This window comes from Streptomyces sp. UH6, from assembly GCF_013421635.1.
Classification (GTDB): Bacteria; Actinomycetota; Actinomycetes; order Streptomycetales; family Streptomycetaceae; genus Streptomyces; species Streptomyces abyssomicinicus.
In genome coordinates this window covers 1-16,671 of sequence record NZ_JACADT010000034.1, presented here as the reverse complement: position 1 = coordinate 16,671, position 16,671 = coordinate 1, and the positions used below count along the sequence as shown (strand labels likewise).

Annotated in this window: 16 protein-coding genes; 7 read left to right on the top strand and 9 right to left on the bottom strand. The window is 69.1% G+C overall.

From position 1 onward, the window contains the following. The 6 genes from murJ to trxA form a co-directional block, all read left to right on the top strand. Positions 1-1,716 (top strand): murein biosynthesis integral membrane protein MurJ (gene murJ / locus HW445_RS04650; RefSeq protein WP_180219752.1); only part of this gene is annotated, 1,716 nt, incomplete at its 5' end. A 117-nt stretch (positions 1,717-1,833) separates the two neighbouring features. Further along, positions 1,834-3,507, top strand: a complete 1,674-nt coding sequence (locus HW445_RS04645; RefSeq protein ID WP_180219751.1) for a protein kinase family protein — start codon at positions 1,834-1,836, stop codon at positions 3,505-3,507. Positions 3,508-3,589: 82 nt separating this feature from the next. Further along, positions 3,590-4,315 carry an RNA polymerase sigma factor SigM gene (sigM, locus tag HW445_RS04640; RefSeq protein WP_180219750.1) on the top strand — a complete coding sequence of 242 codons (726 nt, stop codon included), beginning with the start codon at positions 3,590-3,592 and terminating at the stop codon, positions 4,313-4,315. Beyond that, positions 4,312-5,235 (top strand): anti-sigma factor, encoded by a 924-nt coding sequence (locus tag HW445_RS04635; protein ID WP_180219749.1) that lies wholly within the window; start codon positions 4,312-4,314, stop codon positions 5,233-5,235. The genes sigM and HW445_RS04635 overlap by 4 nt, the downstream gene beginning before the upstream one ends. A 199-nt stretch (positions 5,236-5,434) precedes the next feature. Beyond that, a complete protein-coding gene (gene trxB, locus HW445_RS04630) occupies positions 5,435-6,406 on the top strand; it encodes a thioredoxin-disulfide reductase (RefSeq protein WP_180219748.1) in 972 nt (323 codons plus the stop codon). A 38-nt stretch (positions 6,407-6,444) separates the two neighbouring features. Then, positions 6,445-6,777 carry a thioredoxin gene (gene trxA, locus HW445_RS04625; protein WP_151773618.1) on the top strand — a complete coding sequence of 111 codons (333 nt, stop codon included), beginning with the start codon at positions 6,445-6,447 and terminating at the stop codon, positions 6,775-6,777. 135 nt (positions 6,778-6,912) lie between these two features. On the opposite strand, the gene HW445_RS04620 is transcribed toward trxA, so the two are convergent. The 9 genes from HW445_RS04620 to rpmH all read right to left on the bottom strand — a co-directional run bounded on the left by HW445_RS04620 (position 6,913) and on the right by rpmH (position 13,907). Continuing rightward, positions 6,913-7,530, bottom strand: a complete 618-nt coding sequence (locus HW445_RS04620) for a GNAT family N-acetyltransferase (RefSeq protein WP_180219747.1) — start codon at positions 7,528-7,530, stop codon at positions 6,913-6,915. Positions 7,531-7,680: 150 nt separating this feature from the next. After that, complete coding sequence (locus HW445_RS04615; RefSeq protein WP_180219746.1) at positions 7,681-8,814, bottom strand: ParB/RepB/Spo0J family partition protein; 1,134 nt, start codon at positions 8,812-8,814, stop codon at positions 7,681-7,683. Beyond that, on the bottom strand, positions 8,811-9,947 hold the full coding sequence (locus HW445_RS04610; protein ID WP_257230843.1) for a ParA family protein: 1,137 nt from the start codon (positions 9,945-9,947) through the stop codon (positions 8,811-8,813). The genes HW445_RS04615 and HW445_RS04610 overlap by 4 nt, the downstream gene beginning before the upstream one ends. A 410-nt stretch (positions 9,948-10,357) precedes the next feature. Beyond that, positions 10,358-11,077, bottom strand: coding sequence for a 16S rRNA (guanine(527)-N(7))-methyltransferase RsmG (gene rsmG, locus HW445_RS04605; RefSeq protein ID WP_180219745.1), 720 nt, complete (start codon positions 11,075-11,077; stop codon positions 10,358-10,360). Between the two features lie 122 nt (positions 11,078-11,199). Then, complete coding sequence (locus tag HW445_RS04600) at positions 11,200-11,712, bottom strand: R3H domain-containing nucleic acid-binding protein (RefSeq protein WP_151773614.1); 513 nt, start codon at positions 11,710-11,712, stop codon at positions 11,200-11,202. A 15-nt stretch (positions 11,713-11,727) separates the two neighbouring features. Beyond that, positions 11,728-13,002, bottom strand: a complete 1,275-nt coding sequence (gene yidC, locus HW445_RS04595; RefSeq protein WP_180219744.1) for a membrane protein insertase YidC — start codon at positions 13,000-13,002, stop codon at positions 11,728-11,730. Between the two features lie 3 nt (positions 13,003-13,005). Further along, positions 13,006-13,380: a membrane protein insertion efficiency factor YidD gene (gene yidD / locus HW445_RS04590; RefSeq protein ID WP_151773612.1), complete on the bottom strand. Its 375-nt coding sequence runs from the start codon at positions 13,378-13,380 to the stop codon at positions 13,006-13,008. Next, the gene (gene rnpA / locus HW445_RS04585; RefSeq protein WP_180219743.1) at positions 13,377-13,748 is read right to left on the bottom strand and encodes a ribonuclease P protein component; all 372 of its coding nucleotides are present in this window, start codon (positions 13,746-13,748) and stop codon (positions 13,377-13,379) included. Before rnpA ends, yidD begins: the two co-directional genes overlap by 4 nt. A gap of 21 nt (positions 13,749-13,769) precedes the next feature. Then, the gene (gene rpmH / locus HW445_RS04580; RefSeq protein ID WP_009716483.1) at positions 13,770-13,907 is read right to left on the bottom strand and encodes a 50S ribosomal protein L34; all 138 of its coding nucleotides are present in this window, start codon (positions 13,905-13,907) and stop codon (positions 13,770-13,772) included. Positions 13,908-14,427: 520 nt separating this feature from the next. On the opposite strand from rpmH, the gene dnaA reads away from it, so the two are divergent. Then, positions 14,428-16,593: a chromosomal replication initiator protein DnaA gene (gene dnaA, locus HW445_RS04575; protein WP_180219742.1), complete on the top strand. Its 2,166-nt coding sequence runs from the start codon at positions 14,428-14,430 to the stop codon at positions 16,591-16,593. Positions 16,594-16,671: the final 78 nt, after the last annotated feature.

The window sequence follows — 16,671 nt, the reverse complement described above, 5'->3', positions numbered from 1 at the left end:
CCCGCCGGACCGCCCCAGGCCTTTCCGCAGCCGCCCGGCACCCCGGCGGCGGGCCCGGAGCCCGCTCCGACGGCCAAGAAGGGCGGCCGCGCCTCCAACGTCCTGAAGTCGAGCGCCGTGATGGCCGCCGGCACCTTGGTGTCGCGCCTCACCGGGTTCGTCCGCTCGATGCTGATCGTCGCCGCGCTGGGCACGGCCACGCTCGGTGACGCCTTCCAGGTCGCCTACCAGCTGCCGACGATGATCTACATCCTCACCGTGGGCGGCGGTCTGAACTCCGTCTTCGTGCCGCAGCTGGTGCGTGCCATGAAGCAGGACGAGGACGGCGGCGAGGCGTACGCCAACCGCCTGCTCACCCTGGTGATGGTGGCCCTGGCCGCCCTCACCGCGCTCGCCATGCTGGGCGCGCCGCTGCTCGTCCGCGCCCTCTCCAACTCCATCGCGGACAAGCCCGCCGCCAACGACGTCGCCGTCACCTTCACCTTGTACTTCCTGCCCACGATCTTCTTCATGGGCATCCACGTGGTGATGGGACAGATCCTCAACGCGAGGAACCGGTTCGGCGCGATGATGTGGACCCCGGTCCTCAACAACATCGTCATCATCGTCACCCTGGGAATGTTCCTCTGGGTCTACGGCACCGCCGCCGACTCGAAGATGCAGGTGCAGTCCATCCCGCCGGAAGGCGTCCGCCTGCTCGGCATCGGTGTCCTGCTCGGTCTGGTCGTCCAGGCGCTGGCGATGATCCCCTACCTGCGGGAGAGCGGGTTCAAGCTGCGGCTCCGCTTCGACTGGCGGGGCCACGGCATGGGCAAGGCCGCCAAGCTGGCCAAGTGGACCATCCTCTTCGTCCTCGCCAACCAGCTGGGTGCCGTGGTGGTCTCGCAGCTGGCCACCGCGGCCCTGCTGGACGGGAAGAGCATCCCCGGTACCGGCTTCAGCGCCTATGCCAACGCCCAGCTGATCTGGGGTCTGCCCCAGGCCATCATCACGGTGTCGCTGATGGCCGCGCTGCTGCCGCGCCTGGCCCGGTCCGCGGCCGAGGACGATGCCGGTGCGGTCCGTGACGACATCTCGCAGGGCCTGCGCACCACCGCCGTGGCGATCGTGCCGATCGCCTTCGGCTTCCTCGCCCTCGGCGTGCCGATGTGCAACCTGATGTTCGGTGGCTCCGGCACCTCCGCGGCGACGAACATGGGCTACATGCTGATGGCCTTCGGTCTCGGCCTGATCCCCTACTCGGTCCAGTACGTCGTGCTCCGCGCCTTCTACGCCTACGAGGACACCCGGACCCCCTTCTACAACACCGTGATCGTCGCGGCGGGCAACGCCGGCGCGTCGTTCCTCTGCTTCCTCCTGCTTCCCGCCCGGTGGGCCGTGGTGGGCATGGCCGCCTCCTACGGCCTCGCCTACGGCATCGGTGTGGGCGTCGCATGGCGCCGCCTGCGGAAGAAGCTCGGCGGCGACCTGGACGGCTCCCGCGTCCTGCGTACGTATGCCAGGCTCTGCATCGCGTCGGTCCCGGCCGCCGTACTCAGCGGGGCGGTCTCCTACGGCATCGGCCGCACCCTCGGATGGACAATCCTCGGATCGCTGAGTGCGCTCGTCCTGGGTGGCATCGTTCTTCTCGGGGTCTTCTTCCTCGCCGCGCGGCGGATGCGGGTGGAGGAGCTCAATTCTCTGGTCGGCATGGTCCGGGGACGCCTCGGGCGCTGAGTCCGGGGTAGGCGCACAACCATCGGCCGCCACCGCTTGTCGTGCGGAGTGACGGACTGTGGGCACAATGGGTTTCGGCGTGGTGAGCACGCGACGGATGGGGAGGCAGGGACGACGGTGGCGGAACGAAGCACAGCTGCCGTCGACGTGGCAGGCAACAGCGGCGACGAGTCGTTGACCGCCGAGGCGGACCAGTCCACGGCCGACGGGGTTGCCCAGAAGCGGCAACCGGGCACGGAGCACGACCAGGCGCAGGGCGACCTCGTGGTGGCGGACTCCGTCCCCGCCCGAGCGCTGGAACTGCACAGTGGCCACAAGCTGGCCAGGCGGTACCGCCTGGAGGAGTGCGTCACCCGTCTGGACGGGTTCAGCAGCTGGCGCGCGATGGACGAGATGCTCCGTCGCGCCGTCGGCGTCCACATCCTTCCTGCCGACCATCCACGCGCCCGATCGGTCCTCTCCGCGGCCCGCTCGGCGGCTCTCCTCGGCGACCCCCGGTTCGTCCAGGTCCTCGACGCCGCCGAGGACGAGGACCTGGTCTACGTCGTCCACGAATGGCTCCCCGACGCCAGCGAGCTCACGGCCCTGCTGGCGTCAGGTCCGCTGGAGGCGCACGACGCCTACCAGATGGTCCTCCAGGTCTCCCAGGCCATGGCCGCCGCCCACCGCGAGGGCCTGGCGCATCTCTGCCTCACGCCCGGCACCGTCCTCCGCACGTCCACCGGCCAGTGGCGCATCCGTGGCCTCGCTGTGAGCGCCGCGCTCCGCGGCGTCCGCTCCGACACCCCGCAGCGCGCCGACACCGAAGCCATCGGTGCCCTTCTCTATGCGGGACTGACCCAGCGGTGGCCCTACGAGACCGACGCCCACGGTCTCTCCGGCCTGCCCAAGGACCTCGGTCTGATCCCCCCGGACCAGGTCCGGGCCGGCGTCCACCTCGGGCTCTCCGAGCTCGCCATGCGGGCCCTCGCCAACGACGGTGCCACCGCCTCCCGCCACGAGGCCGCCTGCACCACGCCGGAGGAACTCGCCAAGGCCGTCATCGAGATGCCCCGTGTCCGGCGGCCCGAGCCCTCCTTCACCCCGCCCTCCGAGTACCCGCGTCCCCCGTACGCGCGGACCTCGTACACGGCGGCGGGCCCCGTACCGCCGCCCGTCCCGGCCCCTCCCGCCCCGCTGGAGACCCGGACGGGCAAGGCACTCAAGTGGGCGGTGTCCGCCCTGCTGATCGCCGCCCTCGGTCTGGGAAGCTGGCAGCTCGCGGACGTCCTGATGGACAACGGCGGCGAACCGCTCGACACGGTGCCGCAGACGCAGCCGAAGGACGACAAGCCCCGGCAGGCCGAGCCGATAGCCATCAAGAACGCCACCGACTTCGACCCCTTCGGTGACAGCACGGAGAAGCCGTCGGACATAAGCAAGGTCTACGACGGCAAGTCCGACACCTACTGGCAGACGGACTATTACCGAGGCTATGCCGAGTTCGGGAACCTGAAGCCCGGCGTCGGCGTCATCCTCGATCTGGGGAAGACCCAGACGGTCGGCAAGGTGACCGTCACTTTCAAGGGCGAGACCTCGGTCGAGCTCCGTGCCGCCGACAGCAGCGCCGGCTCCCAGCCCACGTCCTTCGACGACTACGCCAAGGTGGCCAAGGGCTCCGGCACCTCGGTGACCCTCACCCCGGACAAGAAGGTCGAGTCCCGCTACCTCCTCGTCTGGCTCACGAAGCTCCCACCGGAAAGCTCCGGCACCTTCCGCGGCCGGGTGGTGGACGTCAAGGTGAGCAGCTGACGCACCGACGACGGGTCGCCGCCCCCACGCACGGCACGGGCCGCGGCCCACTCGGGGGAGTGGACCACAGGGGGAGGGCCGGATGGCAGACGCCGCCAGGTACGAGGGCACGGACGACCGGGAACTGATCGCTCTCCGTCTGCGGGGTGATCCCGAGGCATTCGGTGAACTGGTCCGCCGCCATCGAGACCGTCTGTGGGCGGTGGCCCTCCGCACCCTCGGCGACCGGGAAGAGGCGGCGGACGCCGTTCAGGACGCCCTGGTCTCCGCCTATCGCAGCGCCCATACCTTCCGCGGTCACTCGGCCGTGACCACATGGCTCCACCGGATCACGGTGAACGCCTGCCTGGACCGCGCGCGCAAGGCCGCCACCCGTCGAACGTCGCCGGTGGACGACCCGGAGCGCCTGGAACAACTGCTGGATCCGCACGAAGCGGCCTCCGCTCCCGCTGAACGCAACGACCTCCACCGAGAGCTCGTCCGCGCACTCGCCACCCTGTCACCGGACCAGCGGGCCGCACTGGTGCTGGTGGACATGCAGGGCTACCCGGTCGCGGAGGCCGCCGGAATTCTCGACGTGCCGGTCGGCACGGTGAAGAGCCGCTGTGCCCGAGGCCGCGCTCGGCTTCTTCCTCTGCTGGCCCACCTGAGGACACCGCCCACCGAGCGGGACGAAGATCCTCCGGGTCCTCCTGGTGAAGGGCGGAACCGTCCGCACCGCGCATCCGTCCCACCTAGCGCACCGGACAGGCCCACCCTTGGACCCACTGATTCTGCGACCGCGAAGGGCGGAGGTGAACGAGCGTGACCCCCACGAAAGACACGGCCGGGCACCCGGACGTCACGGAGATCTCCGACCTGGTGGAAGGTGTGCTCACACCCGACCGCACAGCGTCGGTGAGCGGACACCTCGAGGACTGCACTCTCTGTGCCGACGTCCACGCAGCGCTGGAGGAGATCCGGGGCGCACTCGGCACGCTGCCCGGACCGGTGCGGATGCCGGCCGACGTGGCCGGCCGGATCGACGCCGCCTTGGCCGCCGAGGTCCTGCTGAGCACAGCGAGTGCCACGGCGGAGACCGGCTCGGGTGACGAGGCCGCGGAGACGAACAGCATCAGCGGAGGCGCCGCCCCCGAGACCGATCTCCCCGGGACGCATGTTTCACGTGAAACCACACGCTCCGCCGAGCGGCCGGACGGGCCCGGCAGGACACACCCCCCGGCCCGCCCCACTTCCTCAGGCCCCGGCCGGACCGTCGGACGACCGCGCACCCGACGCCGTCGCTCGCTGGCGATCGGCGCAGCATGCGCCACTGCGGCCGCCGGTATCGCTGTGCTGCTGATGCAGCCCTTCCAGGAGGAACCTGCTCCCCCCACAGCGTCGACGTTCTCCGGGCACCCTCTCGATCAGGAGGTGGCCGGGCTTCTCGTCGAAGCCGACGAGTCCGGAGAGCCGTCCTCGCCGCAGCCCAGGACCCTGGGCCGGCCGGACGTCGATGTCCCGGCCTGTGTCCGGGAAGGCATCGACAGCCCTGACGAGGCTCTCGCCGCTCGAAAGGGAACCTTCCAGGGAAAGGCCGCCTACTTGGTGGTGCTCCCTGACCCCGGGAACGATGCCCGCGTGCTCGCCTATGTGGTGGATGCCGCCTGCGTCACCGAGTCCTCCTCGGGCAACCAGGCCGAGGGGGACGTCCTTCTGCAGCAGTCGTACACTCGCGCCTCGGACTGAACAATGAGCCCGCCGCGTCGGGGTATCCGGTAGGCGTTGCCCTTCAGGATGCCCGCGCACCGAGACACTCGCGTGCCCACGCACGGTGGGGAATGCCCGGCCTCTAGGATCCGTTGGGGTGATGTGAGAGCGCCGAATCAGGCTCACCGCATCAGACTTGCCCGCCAGTAGACGCATTCCAGAGACGAGGAATCCCGCCGTGAGCGACGTCCGTAACGTGATCATCATCGGCTCAGGGCCCGCCGGCTACACGGCGGCGCTCTACACCGCGCGCGCGTCGCTGAAGCCGCTGGTGTTCGAGGGCGCCGTCACCGCCGGTGGCGCGCTGATGAACACCACCGAGGTGGAGAACTTCCCCGGCTTCCAGACCGGCATCATGGGCCCGGAGCTCATGGACAACATGCGGGCCCAGGCCGAGCGCTTCGGTGCTGAGCTGATCCCGGACGACATCGTCTCGGCCGACCTGACGGGTGACATCAAGACCGTCACGGACACCGCAGGAACCGTCCACCGCGCCAAGGCCGTCATCGTCGCCACCGGCTCCCAGCACCGCAAGCTGGGCCTGCCGAACGAGGACGCCCTCTCCGGTCGGGGCGTCTCCTGGTGCGCCACCTGTGACGGCTTCTTCTTCCGGGAGCACGACATCGCCGTGATCGGCGGTGGCGACACCGCGATGGAGGAGGCCACCTTCCTTTCGCGCTTCGCCAAGTCGGTCACCATCGTCCACCGGCGGGACACCCTGCGTGCCTCCAAGGCGATGCAGGAACGAGCCTTCGCCGATCCGAAGATCCGCTTCATCTGGGACAGCGAGGTCGCCGAGGTCCAGGGCGAGGCCAAGCTCTCGGGTCTGAAGCTGCGCAACGTGAAGACCGGCGAACTGTCGGACCTGGCGGTCAGTGGTCTGTTCATCGCGATCGGCCACGACCCCCGCACCGAGCTCTTCAAGGGCCAGCTGGAGCTCGACGGCGAGGGTTACCTCAAGGTGGAGGCCCCCTCCACCCGCACCAACGTCACCGGCGTCTTCGCCGCCGGCGACGTGGTCGACCACACCTACCGCCAGGCGATCACCGCGGCCGGCACCGGCTGCTCCGCCGCCCTGGACGCCGAGCGCTACCTGGCCTCTCTCTCCGACTCCGAGCAGCAGGCGGAGCCGGAGAAGACCTCCGCCTGATTCCACTCCCCCCACCGATCCGTAGTTAGGAGCCCTCTGTGGCCGGCAGCCTGAAGAATGTCACCGATGAGACCTTTGAGGAAGAGGTCCTCAAGAGCGACAAGCCCGTCCTCGTGGACTTCTGGGCCGCCTGGTGCGGCCCGTGCCGCCAGATCGCTCCCTCGCTGGAGGCGATCGCCGCGGAGCACGCCGACAAGATCGAGGTCGTCAAGCTCAACATTGACGAGAACCCGGCGACCGCCGCCAAGTACGGCGTGATGTCGATCCCGACGCTGAACGTCTATCAGGGCGGCGAGGTTGCCAAGACCATCGTGGGCGCCAAGCCGAAGTCGATGATCGTGCGGGACCTCGAAGAGTTCATCTCCGAGTAACCGTCTTCGCCCGCGGACTCGATGTTTCACGTGAAACCAGGTTTCACGTGAAACATCGAGGGTGGGCCGCAAGCATGAGAGGGCCGACCCCCGTTGCGGGGGTCGGCCCTCGCTCGTTTCCCGGCCTGTGGTGCCTCAGAGAGGGCGAAGTGCCGGTTCCTTCTGCACGGCCCCCAGAAGACGGTCCAGGGCCATCTCGACGTCCTCCTTCCAGGAGAGCGTCGATCGCAGTTCCAGGCGAAGCCGGGGATAGGTCGGGTGGGAGCGCACCGTCTTGAAGCCGACCGCCAGCAGGTGGTCCGCGGGGAGCAGGCAGGCGGGTTCCTTCCAGCTGGCATCACCGAACGCCTCGACCGCCTTGAACCCCCGCCGCAGCAGATCCTTGGCGACCGTCTGCACCAGCACCCGGCCCAGTCCCTGCCCCTGGTATTCGGGGAGGACGAATGCAGTGATCAACTGAACCGCGTCCGGAGAGACAGGACTGGTGGGGAACGCCGTCGCGCGAGGCACGTAGGCCGGCGGCGCGTAGAGGACGTAGCCGGCCGGAACGTCGTCCACGTAGACCAGGCGACCGCACGATCCCCAGTCGAGCAGCACGGCGGAAATCCAGGATTCCTTCTCCACCTCGGCCTTGCCCTCCTTGAGAGCCGTCTCCCCGCTGAAGGGATCGAGCTCCCAGAAGACACACCCTCGGCATCGCTGGGGAAGGTCCTGGAGATTGTCCAGCGTGAGCGGAACAAGCCGACGCCCCATGAACGTGCTTCCTCGCTTCCTGTTGTCTCACCTTCCACCATGAGGCTTCGGGACCGTGGTGACAAAGCAAAGCGCGGGTCGTGTCCGGATCTCGCCTGACACGACCCGCGCCTGAGGGGCACGTATGCCTGCTGTGCTCCCCCTGCCCGCCTACTCGTCGACCTGGACGCCTTCTTCGGAGTCCGTCGACAGGTCCTTCAGCACCGGAGTCTCGTCGGGTGCCAGAGTCGTCAAGATCCGCTCGAGATCCTCCACGGAGGCGAACTCGACCGTGATCTTCCCCTTGGTCTTGCCCAGATCCACCTTGACCCGCGTCTCAAAGCGGTCGGAGAGACGGGTGGCCAGCTCGGAGAGTGCCGGAGACACCTTGGAGCCGGCACGGGGTCCCTTGGCTCGGGCGGGCTTCTCCGGGCCCGTCCCCATCAAGGTGACGATCTCCTCGACCGCTCGGACCGAGAGGCCTTCGGCCACGATCCGCTTCGCCAGCCGGTCCTGCTCCTCAGCGTCCTCGATCGAGAGCAGCGCGCGTGCATGACCGGCCGACAGCACTCCGGCGGCCACACGTCGCTGGACGGCGGGGGAGAGCTTGAGCAGACGCAGCGTGTTGGAGACCTGCGGCCGGGAACGACCGATCCTGTCGGCCAGCTGATCGTGCGTGCACTTGAAGTCCTGCAGCAGCTGGTCGTAGGCGGCCGCCTCCTCCAACGGGTTCAGCTGGGCCCGGTGCAGGTTCTCCAGCAGAGCGTCGAGAAGAAGCTTCTCGTCGTCGGTGGCCCGGACGATCGCGGGGATCGCCTCCAGGCCGGCCTCGCGGCTGGCACGCCAACGACGCTCACCCATGATGAGTTCGTAGCGCCCCGGGCCGATCTGCCGGACCACCACGGGCTGCAGCAGGCCGACCTCCTTGATGGAGGTGACCAACTCCGCCAGCGCGTCCTCGTCGAACACCTCCCGCGGCTGACGCGGGTTGGGGGTGATGGAGTCCAGGGGCAGTTCGGCGAAATGCGCTCCCACCGGAGACGCCGGAAGATCGCTGTCCGCCGCAGGAGCCGTGTCCTCGACACCACGCGGCACCGCCGGCAGGGACGCCAGTTTGGCGGCCGGCACACCACGCTCTCCCCCGGACCCGGGGATACCGGACCCGGGGATACCCGGGGGCGCCTGCGTGGCCGTGCCCGCAGGAGCCGCCGCAGCCGCCGGACCGCCGACCGGCCTGTCCCCCGTCGGCGCTGCGGGGATCAGTGCGCCAAGCCCGCGGCCCAGCCCTCTGCGTCGTTCACTCACTGGATCCCCTCCACCATGCTCTGTCCACTCATCATCTGCCCGTCCGCCACCTGACCGCCCTGCGGTTGCCCACTGGGCAGCTGGCCCATCACAGCGCCCGTGTGCGCCTGCGAGCCGTCATAGCCGATGCCCACACCCCGGAGAGCGATCTCCCGGGCGGCCTCCAGGTACGACAGGGCACCACTGGAACCTGGATCGTAGGTCAGTACCGTCTGTCCGTAGCTCGGGGCCTCCGAGATGCGCACGGACCGCGGGATGCTTGTCCGCAGCACCTCGTTGCCGAAGTGGCTACGGACCTCTTCGGCCACTTGAGAAGCCAGCCGGGTGCGGCCGTCGTACATGGTGAGCAGGATGGTCGAGACGTGCAGATGCGGGTTCAGGTGGCCCCGGATCAGTTCGACGTTCCTCAGCAGCTGCCCCAGTCCCTCCAGCGCGTAGTACTCGCACTGGATGGGAATCAGCACCTCGGCGCCCGCGACCATCGCATTGACGGTCAGCAGACCCAGCGACGGAGGACAGTCGATGAGGACGTAGTCCAGCGGCTGCTCGTATGCCTGGAGGGCGCGCTGCAACCGGCTCTCGCGGGCGACCAGGGAGACCAGCTCGATCTCGGCGCCCGCCAGGTCGATCGTGGCGGGTGCGCAGAAGAGCCCCTCGACGTCCGGTACGGGCTGCACCACCTCGGAGAGCGGACGACTGTCCACCAGGACGTCATAGATCGAGGGAACCTCGGCGTGGTGATCGATTCCCAGCGCAGTGGAGGCGTTGCCCTGTGGGTCGAGGTCGACGACCAGGACCCGGTTGCCGTGCAGAGCCAAGGATGCGGCGACGTTGACCGTGGTGGTGGTCTTACCGACGCCGCCCTTCTGGTTGGCGACCACGATGATCCGGGTCTGCTCCGGACGAGGCAGACCTTCCCCGGCGGCACGCCCCATGGCGTCCACCGCCTGCTGACTGGCGTGGCCCATGGGGGTGTCGTCCATGGGGGGCGGTGTTTCACGTGAAACATCGTCCCCCTGCGACTCGGTGCGGGGACCGGGGACCGGATCGGTCATCGGTCCCGCGATGTTGGCGTCGGACCGCAAGGATTCACTCTCCTCGACTTCAGGCTCTCTATGTACAGAGCGTCCCATGCCTTCGGGGGTGCGAACCAGTGAGGCCGGTTGTTCTGTGGAGAAATCCACCTCTGTGGACAACTTGTCACCCCTGGCGAGCGAACCGCTCGACGGCTTTCGCAGGGGAGCAGCGGGCTTTCGGTCGCGCGGTTCGGCGGCGGCGTGGCTGCGGCCGATGACGCCTTGCAGCAGTGAGCGACGTTTCACGTGAAACAACGATGCCGAGATCACGGCAGGAGAGGTCTACGACACTCCGGGCGACGGGCACGTGAGGCCGGTGGTGGACCGTGCTGGAGTACCCGTGCCCCATGTCCGGAGGCGGACGAGGTCCGCTCTGATCGGAACACGGGGCACGGGTCAGGGACTCACGGCACGGCACACAGGAAGAAGACGGCAGGAGAAAGCAGAGAGCGAGGGTGCGACGCGCGTCAGCGGCGCCGACGCGACGGCCGCGCCGAGCGGGCCGCCTTGGCCCGCTTGGCGGCGAACCGCACTCCGCCGGGGCTTTCACCGACCTTCACCTGGACGACCGTCGACAGCGGGTCCACCACTCCTTCGCCGACCTGAAGGACGTCCGTCTCCACGGCCCCCAGCTTGCTCAGGGCCGCGGCGGCCGCCTTCAGCTCCTCCTCCGCGGTGTCGCCCTTGAGGGCCAGCATCTCACCGTAGGGACGCAGCAGCGGGATGCCCCAGGTGGCCAGACGGTCCAGTGGCGCCACCGCCCGCGCGGTGACCACGTGGACCGGCGGCAGCTTCCCGAGGACCTCTTCGGCACGGCCACGGACCACCGTCACATGGTCCAGCCCGAGCAGCTCCACCACCTCGGTGAGGAAGTTCGTCCGCCGCAGCAGCGGCTCCAGAAGCGTGATCTTCAGGTCGCCACGGACCAGAGCCAGCGGGATGCCCGGAAGCCCCGCGCCGGAACCGACGTCGCACACGGTCACGCCCTCGGGCACCACCTCGGAGAGCACCGCGCAGTTCAGCAGGTGCCGCTCCCAGAGCCGGGGTACCTCTCGTGGGCCGATGAGCCCTCGCTGCACACCGGCGTCCGCCAGCAGCTCGGCGTACCGCACCGCATCGTCGAAGCGATCGCCGAACACTTCACGCGCCTGCTCGGGCGCAGGGGGAAGCTCTGCTGCCTCCGTCACGGGGGACCGTCCTTCCGTACCGCAAAAAAGCGCGCTGTGCGCTGACCACCAGAACTACCAGGCTGACAAAGTACGGCCCCGTCTGCTCAACAGACGGGGCCGGTGGAACGTACGCGAGCCGATCAGGCAGGCAGCACGACGACGAAGCGCTGCGGTTCCTCGCCCTCGGACTCGCTGCTCAGACCGGCGGCCTTGACCGCGTCGTGCACGACCTTGCGCTCGAACGGCGACATCGGCCGGAGCCGGACCGGCTCTCCGGTGCTCCGCGCCTCGGCTGCGGCCTTGGCGCCGATCTCGGACAGCTCCGCCCGCTTGCGGGCACGGAAGCCGGCGACGTCCAGCATCAGACGGCTGCGGTCACCGGTCTCCCGGTGCACGGCCAGGCGCGTGAGCTCCTGGAGCGCTTCGAGCACCTCGCCGTCGCGGCCGACGAGCTTCTGCAGGTCACGGCCGGCGGTGTCGCTGATGATCGACACGGACGCCCGGTCCGCCTCGACGTCCATGTCGATGTCGCCGTCGAGGTCGGCGATGTCCAGCAGACCTTCCAGGTAGTCGGCCGCGATCTCACCCTCCTGCTCGAGGCGGGTCAGGGCGTCCGCACCGTCGGCGGCGGAGGAGACGGTTCCTTCCGTCACGGGATGGGCTCCTTCTTACTTCTTGGACGAGGACTTGGAGCGCTGCTGCGGACCCTTGCGGCCCGACTGGGCACGGCTGCGGCCACCGTTGCCGGGGCCTCCGGCCTTGGTGGCGCCGCCCTGGGGCTTGGCGCCGCCCTGCGGCTTGCCGGCCTGCGGCTCGCCGTTCTCCTCCGCGGATTCCGCGTCCGACTTCACCGCGGCCTGGCGCTGGGACTTGGTCTGGCGCTTCGGCTGCTGGCGCTTGGCGGCACCGGCGTGCCCGGAGTCGCCGTCCTGCGACTGGTCGGCGGCGAGCTTCTCGCTCTTCACCACGGTGCCGTCGGGCTGGGCGGCGAGGCCCATCTTGTTCAGGCCGTTGATGAACTTCCGCTCGGCCGGGTTGCGGTCGCGGCCCTTGGCGACGATGGCCTTGACGATGGCGCGACGGCCACGGCCGGAGACGGCGCCCTTGTTCTCGACCTTCTTGGAGAGACGCTCGAGGTAGGAGGCCTGCGCCTTGGAACCCGGGGTCGGGTTGTTGTGGATGACGTACATCTGCTGGCCCATGGTCCACACGTTGGTGGTCAGCCAGTAGACGAGGACACCGACCGGGAAGTTGATACCGAAGACGGCGAAGATGATCGGGAAGACGTACATCAGCATCTTCTGCTGCTGCATGAACGGCGTCTTCACCGTGGTGTCGACGTTCTTCGTCATCAGCTGGCGCTGGGTGAAGAACTGCGACAGCGACATCAGGACGATCATGATGACCGTCACGACGCGGACGTCGGTGACGCTGGCGCTCAGCGCCCGGATGGCCTCGGCGCTGTCGGTGAACTTGCTCGCCAGCGGGGCGCCGAAGATGTGCGCCTGTCGGGCGCTGTCCACCAGGTCCTGGTTGAGGACACCGATGGTCTTGCCCTGGGCGATGGAGTTCAGGACGTGGTAGAGCGCGAAGAAGAAGGGCGACTGCGCCAGGATGGGAAGGCACGAGGAGAGCGGGTTGGTGCCCGACTCCTTGTACAGCTTCATCATCTCTTCGGACTGGCGCTGCTTGTCGTTCTTGTAGCGCTCCTGGATCTTCTTCATCTCGGGCTGCAGCGTCTGCATGGCCCGGGTCGCCTTGATCTGCTTCACGAAGAGCGGGATCAGGCAGATGCGGATCAGGATCACCAGGGACACGATCGACAGACCCCAGGCCCATCCGCTGGACTCACCGAAGACGGCGCCGTACAGGGAGTGGAACTGGACGATGATCCAGGAGACGGGTGTGGTGATAAAGCTGAAGAAGCTGGCAATCGTGTCCACTAATCATGCTCCTTGGGCATGGGACGGGGTCTCTGCGGCCGGGCTCGAGGGGGGTTCGGGCCGGCTGCCCGTCTCTCCTCGGTCCTCGGTGGCGGAATCGGCGGAGGGCCCGCCCTTGCGTGCGCGCCAGGAGGCGCGCAGCATCTCGTGCCACCGCGGGCGTTTCCGCGGGGGCACATGGTCCACGCCGCCGAGCGACCACGGGTTGCAGCGCAGGATGCGCCACGCAGTGAGCGCCGATCCCTTGATCGCACCGTGCCGGTCGATGGCCTGGTAGCCGTAATGGGAGCACGACGGGTAGTACTTGCAGACCGGCCCGAGCAGCGGACTGATCGTCCACTGGTACAGCTTGATCAGAGCCAGCAGCGGGTACTTCATCGCGCGCCCCCTCCCAGCAGCCGCTGGAGAGCGGCGTCCAGGTCTCGGGCCAGTTCTTCGTTGGCCGCGTCACCCGCGGGGGGCAACGCTCGTACCACTACCAGGCTACCGGGGGGCAGCTGAGCGACCCGCTCGCGCATCAGATGGCGAAGTCTGCGCTTCACCTTGTTGCGCACCACCGCTCCGCCCACGGCTTTGCTCACGACGAAACCCGCACGCGTGGGGGGAGCGCTCTCCCCCTGCGCGTGCGGGTCCGTGGCACCGCTACGAAGATGAACGACGAGAAGCGACCGGCCTGACCGGCGCCCCCGTCGTACAGCGGTCGCGAATTCCTCGCGCCGCCTCAGCCGGTTGTCGGTGGGCAGCACGATGTCATGACCTGACCGGGATCAGGCGGACAGACGGCCGCGACCCTTGCTGCGGCGGGACGCGAGGATCGCGCGGCCGGCACGGGTACGCATACGCAGCCGGAAGCCGTGGGTCTTCGCGCGACGACGGTTGTTCGGCTGGAAGGTGCGCTTGCTCACTCGGGGGCTCCAGAAATGAATCGGTGGGTGGCGGGTGCCGTCTGGCTGTCACCGTGCGCCCACGAGTAGCTCGCTTACGCCCGAGTGCACCGCTTCTCGACCACTGGTACGTGATCTTTGCCCATCGGAGGCAGGCGGCAGCAGCCATCGACAACTCGACCTGGTCACGGTACGCGCGGCTGCGCCATCCGGTCAAACCCGACGGTCGTGTAACCCCGGCAGTCTACCCCGCGCCCGCCGTCCACCCGCTGCTCACAAGGGTGACGCGGTGCTTCCCGGGGCACCCGGGAGGGGCCTCGTGCGCACCTCGATTTCCGGGCCGACGTGGGGCAGCGGCACACTGTCCACAGGCTGGGGACAACGACTTGATGCACAGCCGTTGCCCTGACTACCGTGGGTGGACTCCCGATTCGTTCGGTTCCCCCCGGCCCCGACTGATTCGTTACCTGCCGTCCGCCGGACGGCCGACCGATCGTCCCGCGCACCACGCAGACGTGGGACCTGTGAGAGAGCGTGCACTGTGGCTGACGTACCCGCCGATCTTGCCGCAGTGTGGCCCCGGGTGCTCGACGGGCTCCTGGGTGAGGGTCGCGGGCAGGGGGTCGAGCCCAAGGACGAGCGGTGGCTGCGCAGCTGCCAGCCGCTGGCTCTGGTCGCCGACACCGCTCTGCTCGCCGTCCCGAACGAGTTCGCGAAGACCGTGCTGGAGGGCAGGCTCGCCCCGGTGGTCAGCGACACGCTGAGCCGCGAGTGCGGGCGTCCGATCCGGATCGCGATCACTGTCGACACCTCCATGGGGGAGCCGCCGGCCCCTCCCGCGGCTCCCCCGGGCGGTGGTCAGGAGGAGCCCGAGGTTCCGACGGCCACGCCCCTTCGGGAGTCCGCGCCCGACGCGCGGCAGGAGCAGCTGCCCACCGCCCGCCCGGCCTACCCGGACCACCAGCGCCAGGAACCCGGCGCCTGGCCGCGCGCGGGCCAGCACGACTTCGGCTGGCAGCAGCAGCCGCTGGGTTTCCCGGACCGCGACCCGTACGCCTCCCCCTCCTCCGCCCAGGAGTACGGGGGCGGGCAGGAGTACGGCACGCAGGACTACGGCACCCCGGACTACGGCACGCAGGGCTATGGCGGTCAGAACTACGGCCGGCCCCGGCCGCCGTACGGCCGTCCCGGCGAGTACGACCGCCAGGACCTCCCCCGCTCCGAGTACGACCGGCGGGGTGGCGAGCGGCGCGAGTACGACCGGGGCGAGTACGACCGGAGTGAATACGACCGCGGCACCGCCGACCGCTCCGGCGCCGACCGCCCGGAGTACGACCGGCCCGACCGCGGCGAGCGCGGCGACCGCGCCGAGCGTAAGGATTACGAGCGCCCGGAGTACGACCGCTCCGACTACGAGCGCCCGACCGACTACGACCGTGAGGGCCGCGACGCCCGCGACCTCCGCGACGCCCGGCAGCAGGAGCGCCCGGACCGGTCGGAGTACGAGCGTCCCCAGCGTGTGGACGGCGGATACGAACGTCCCGACTTCGAGCGGGGCTACGACGGCTACCCGCCCAAGCCCGCCTCGCCCTCGTCGCTCTCCTCGGCCCCCTCCCCGTCGCCCTCCTCGCTGGTGGGTTCCGGTGGTGCGGGGACGCCGGGCGTCGGCGAGCCCGCGGCCCGGCTGAACCCCAAGTACCTGTTCGAGACGTTCGTCATCGGCGCCTCGAACCGTTTCGCGCACGCCGCCGCGGTGGCGGTCGCCGAGGCGCCCGCCAAGGCGTACAACCCTCTCTTCATCTACGGGGAGTCGGGGCTGGGCAAGACCCATCTGCTCCACGCCATCGGGCATTACGCGCGTAGCCTCTACCCCGGGACCCGCGTGCGGTACGTGAGCTCGGAGGAGTTCACCAACGAGTTCATCAACTCGATCCGCGACGGCAAGGGCGACAGCTTCCGCAAGCGGTACCGGGAGATGGACATCCTGCTGGTCGACGACATCCAGTTCCTGGCCGACAAGGAGTCGACGCAGGAGGAGTTCTTCCACACCTTCAACACCCTCCACAACGCCAACAAGCAGATCGTCCTCTCCAGCGACCGGCCGCCCAAGCAGCTGGTGACGCTCGAGGACCGGCTGCGGAACCGCTTCGAGTGGGGTCTGATCACCGACGTCCAGCCGCCCGAGCTGGAGACCCGGATCGCGATCCTCCGTAAGAAGGCGGTGCAGGAGCAGCTGAACGCTCCGCCGGAGGTACTGGAGTTCATCGCCTCGCGGATCTCCCGGAACATCCGCGAGCTCGAGGGTGCGCTGATCCGGGTGACGGCCTTCGCCTCCCTGAACCGCCAGCCGGTGGACCTGGGCCTGACCGAGATCGTGCTGAAGGACCTGATCCCCGGCGGCGAGGACTCGGCACCCGAGATCACCGCGTCGGCCATCATGGCGGCCACCGCGGACTACTTCGGCCTGACCGTCGAGGACCTGTGCGGGACCTCCCGCGGGCGGGCGCTGGTGACGGCACGGCAGATCGCCATGTACCTGTGCCGTGAGCTCACCGACCTGTCGCTGCCGAAGATCGGCGCGCAGTTCGGCGGCCGCGACCACACCACGGTGATGCACGCCGACCGGAAGATCCGTGCGCTGATGGCCGAGCGGCGCTCCATCTACAACCAGGTCACCGAACTGACCAACCGCATCAAGAACGGCTGACCCGGCCTGCCTTCAGGCCGCAGCCGACGAGGCCGCAGCCGACGAGGCCGCGGGGCTTCCCGGCCGGTCGGCAGCGGC

Coding starts and splice junctions, on each gene's coding strand:
- sigM (WP_180219750.1), top strand. CDS start 3,590: ATGGCAGACGCCGCCAGGTACGAGGGCACGGACGACCGGGAACTGATC.
- HW445_RS04620 (WP_180219747.1), bottom strand. CDS start 7,530: ATGGGGCGTCGGCTTGTTCCGCTCACGCTGGACAATCTCCAGGACCTT.
- HW445_RS04610 (WP_257230843.1), bottom strand. CDS start 9,947: ATGGGACGCTCTGTACATAGAGAGCCTGAAGTCGAGGAGAGTGAATCC.
- yidD (WP_151773612.1), bottom strand. CDS start 13,380: ATGAAGTACCCGCTGCTGGCTCTGATCAAGCTGTACCAGTGGACGATC.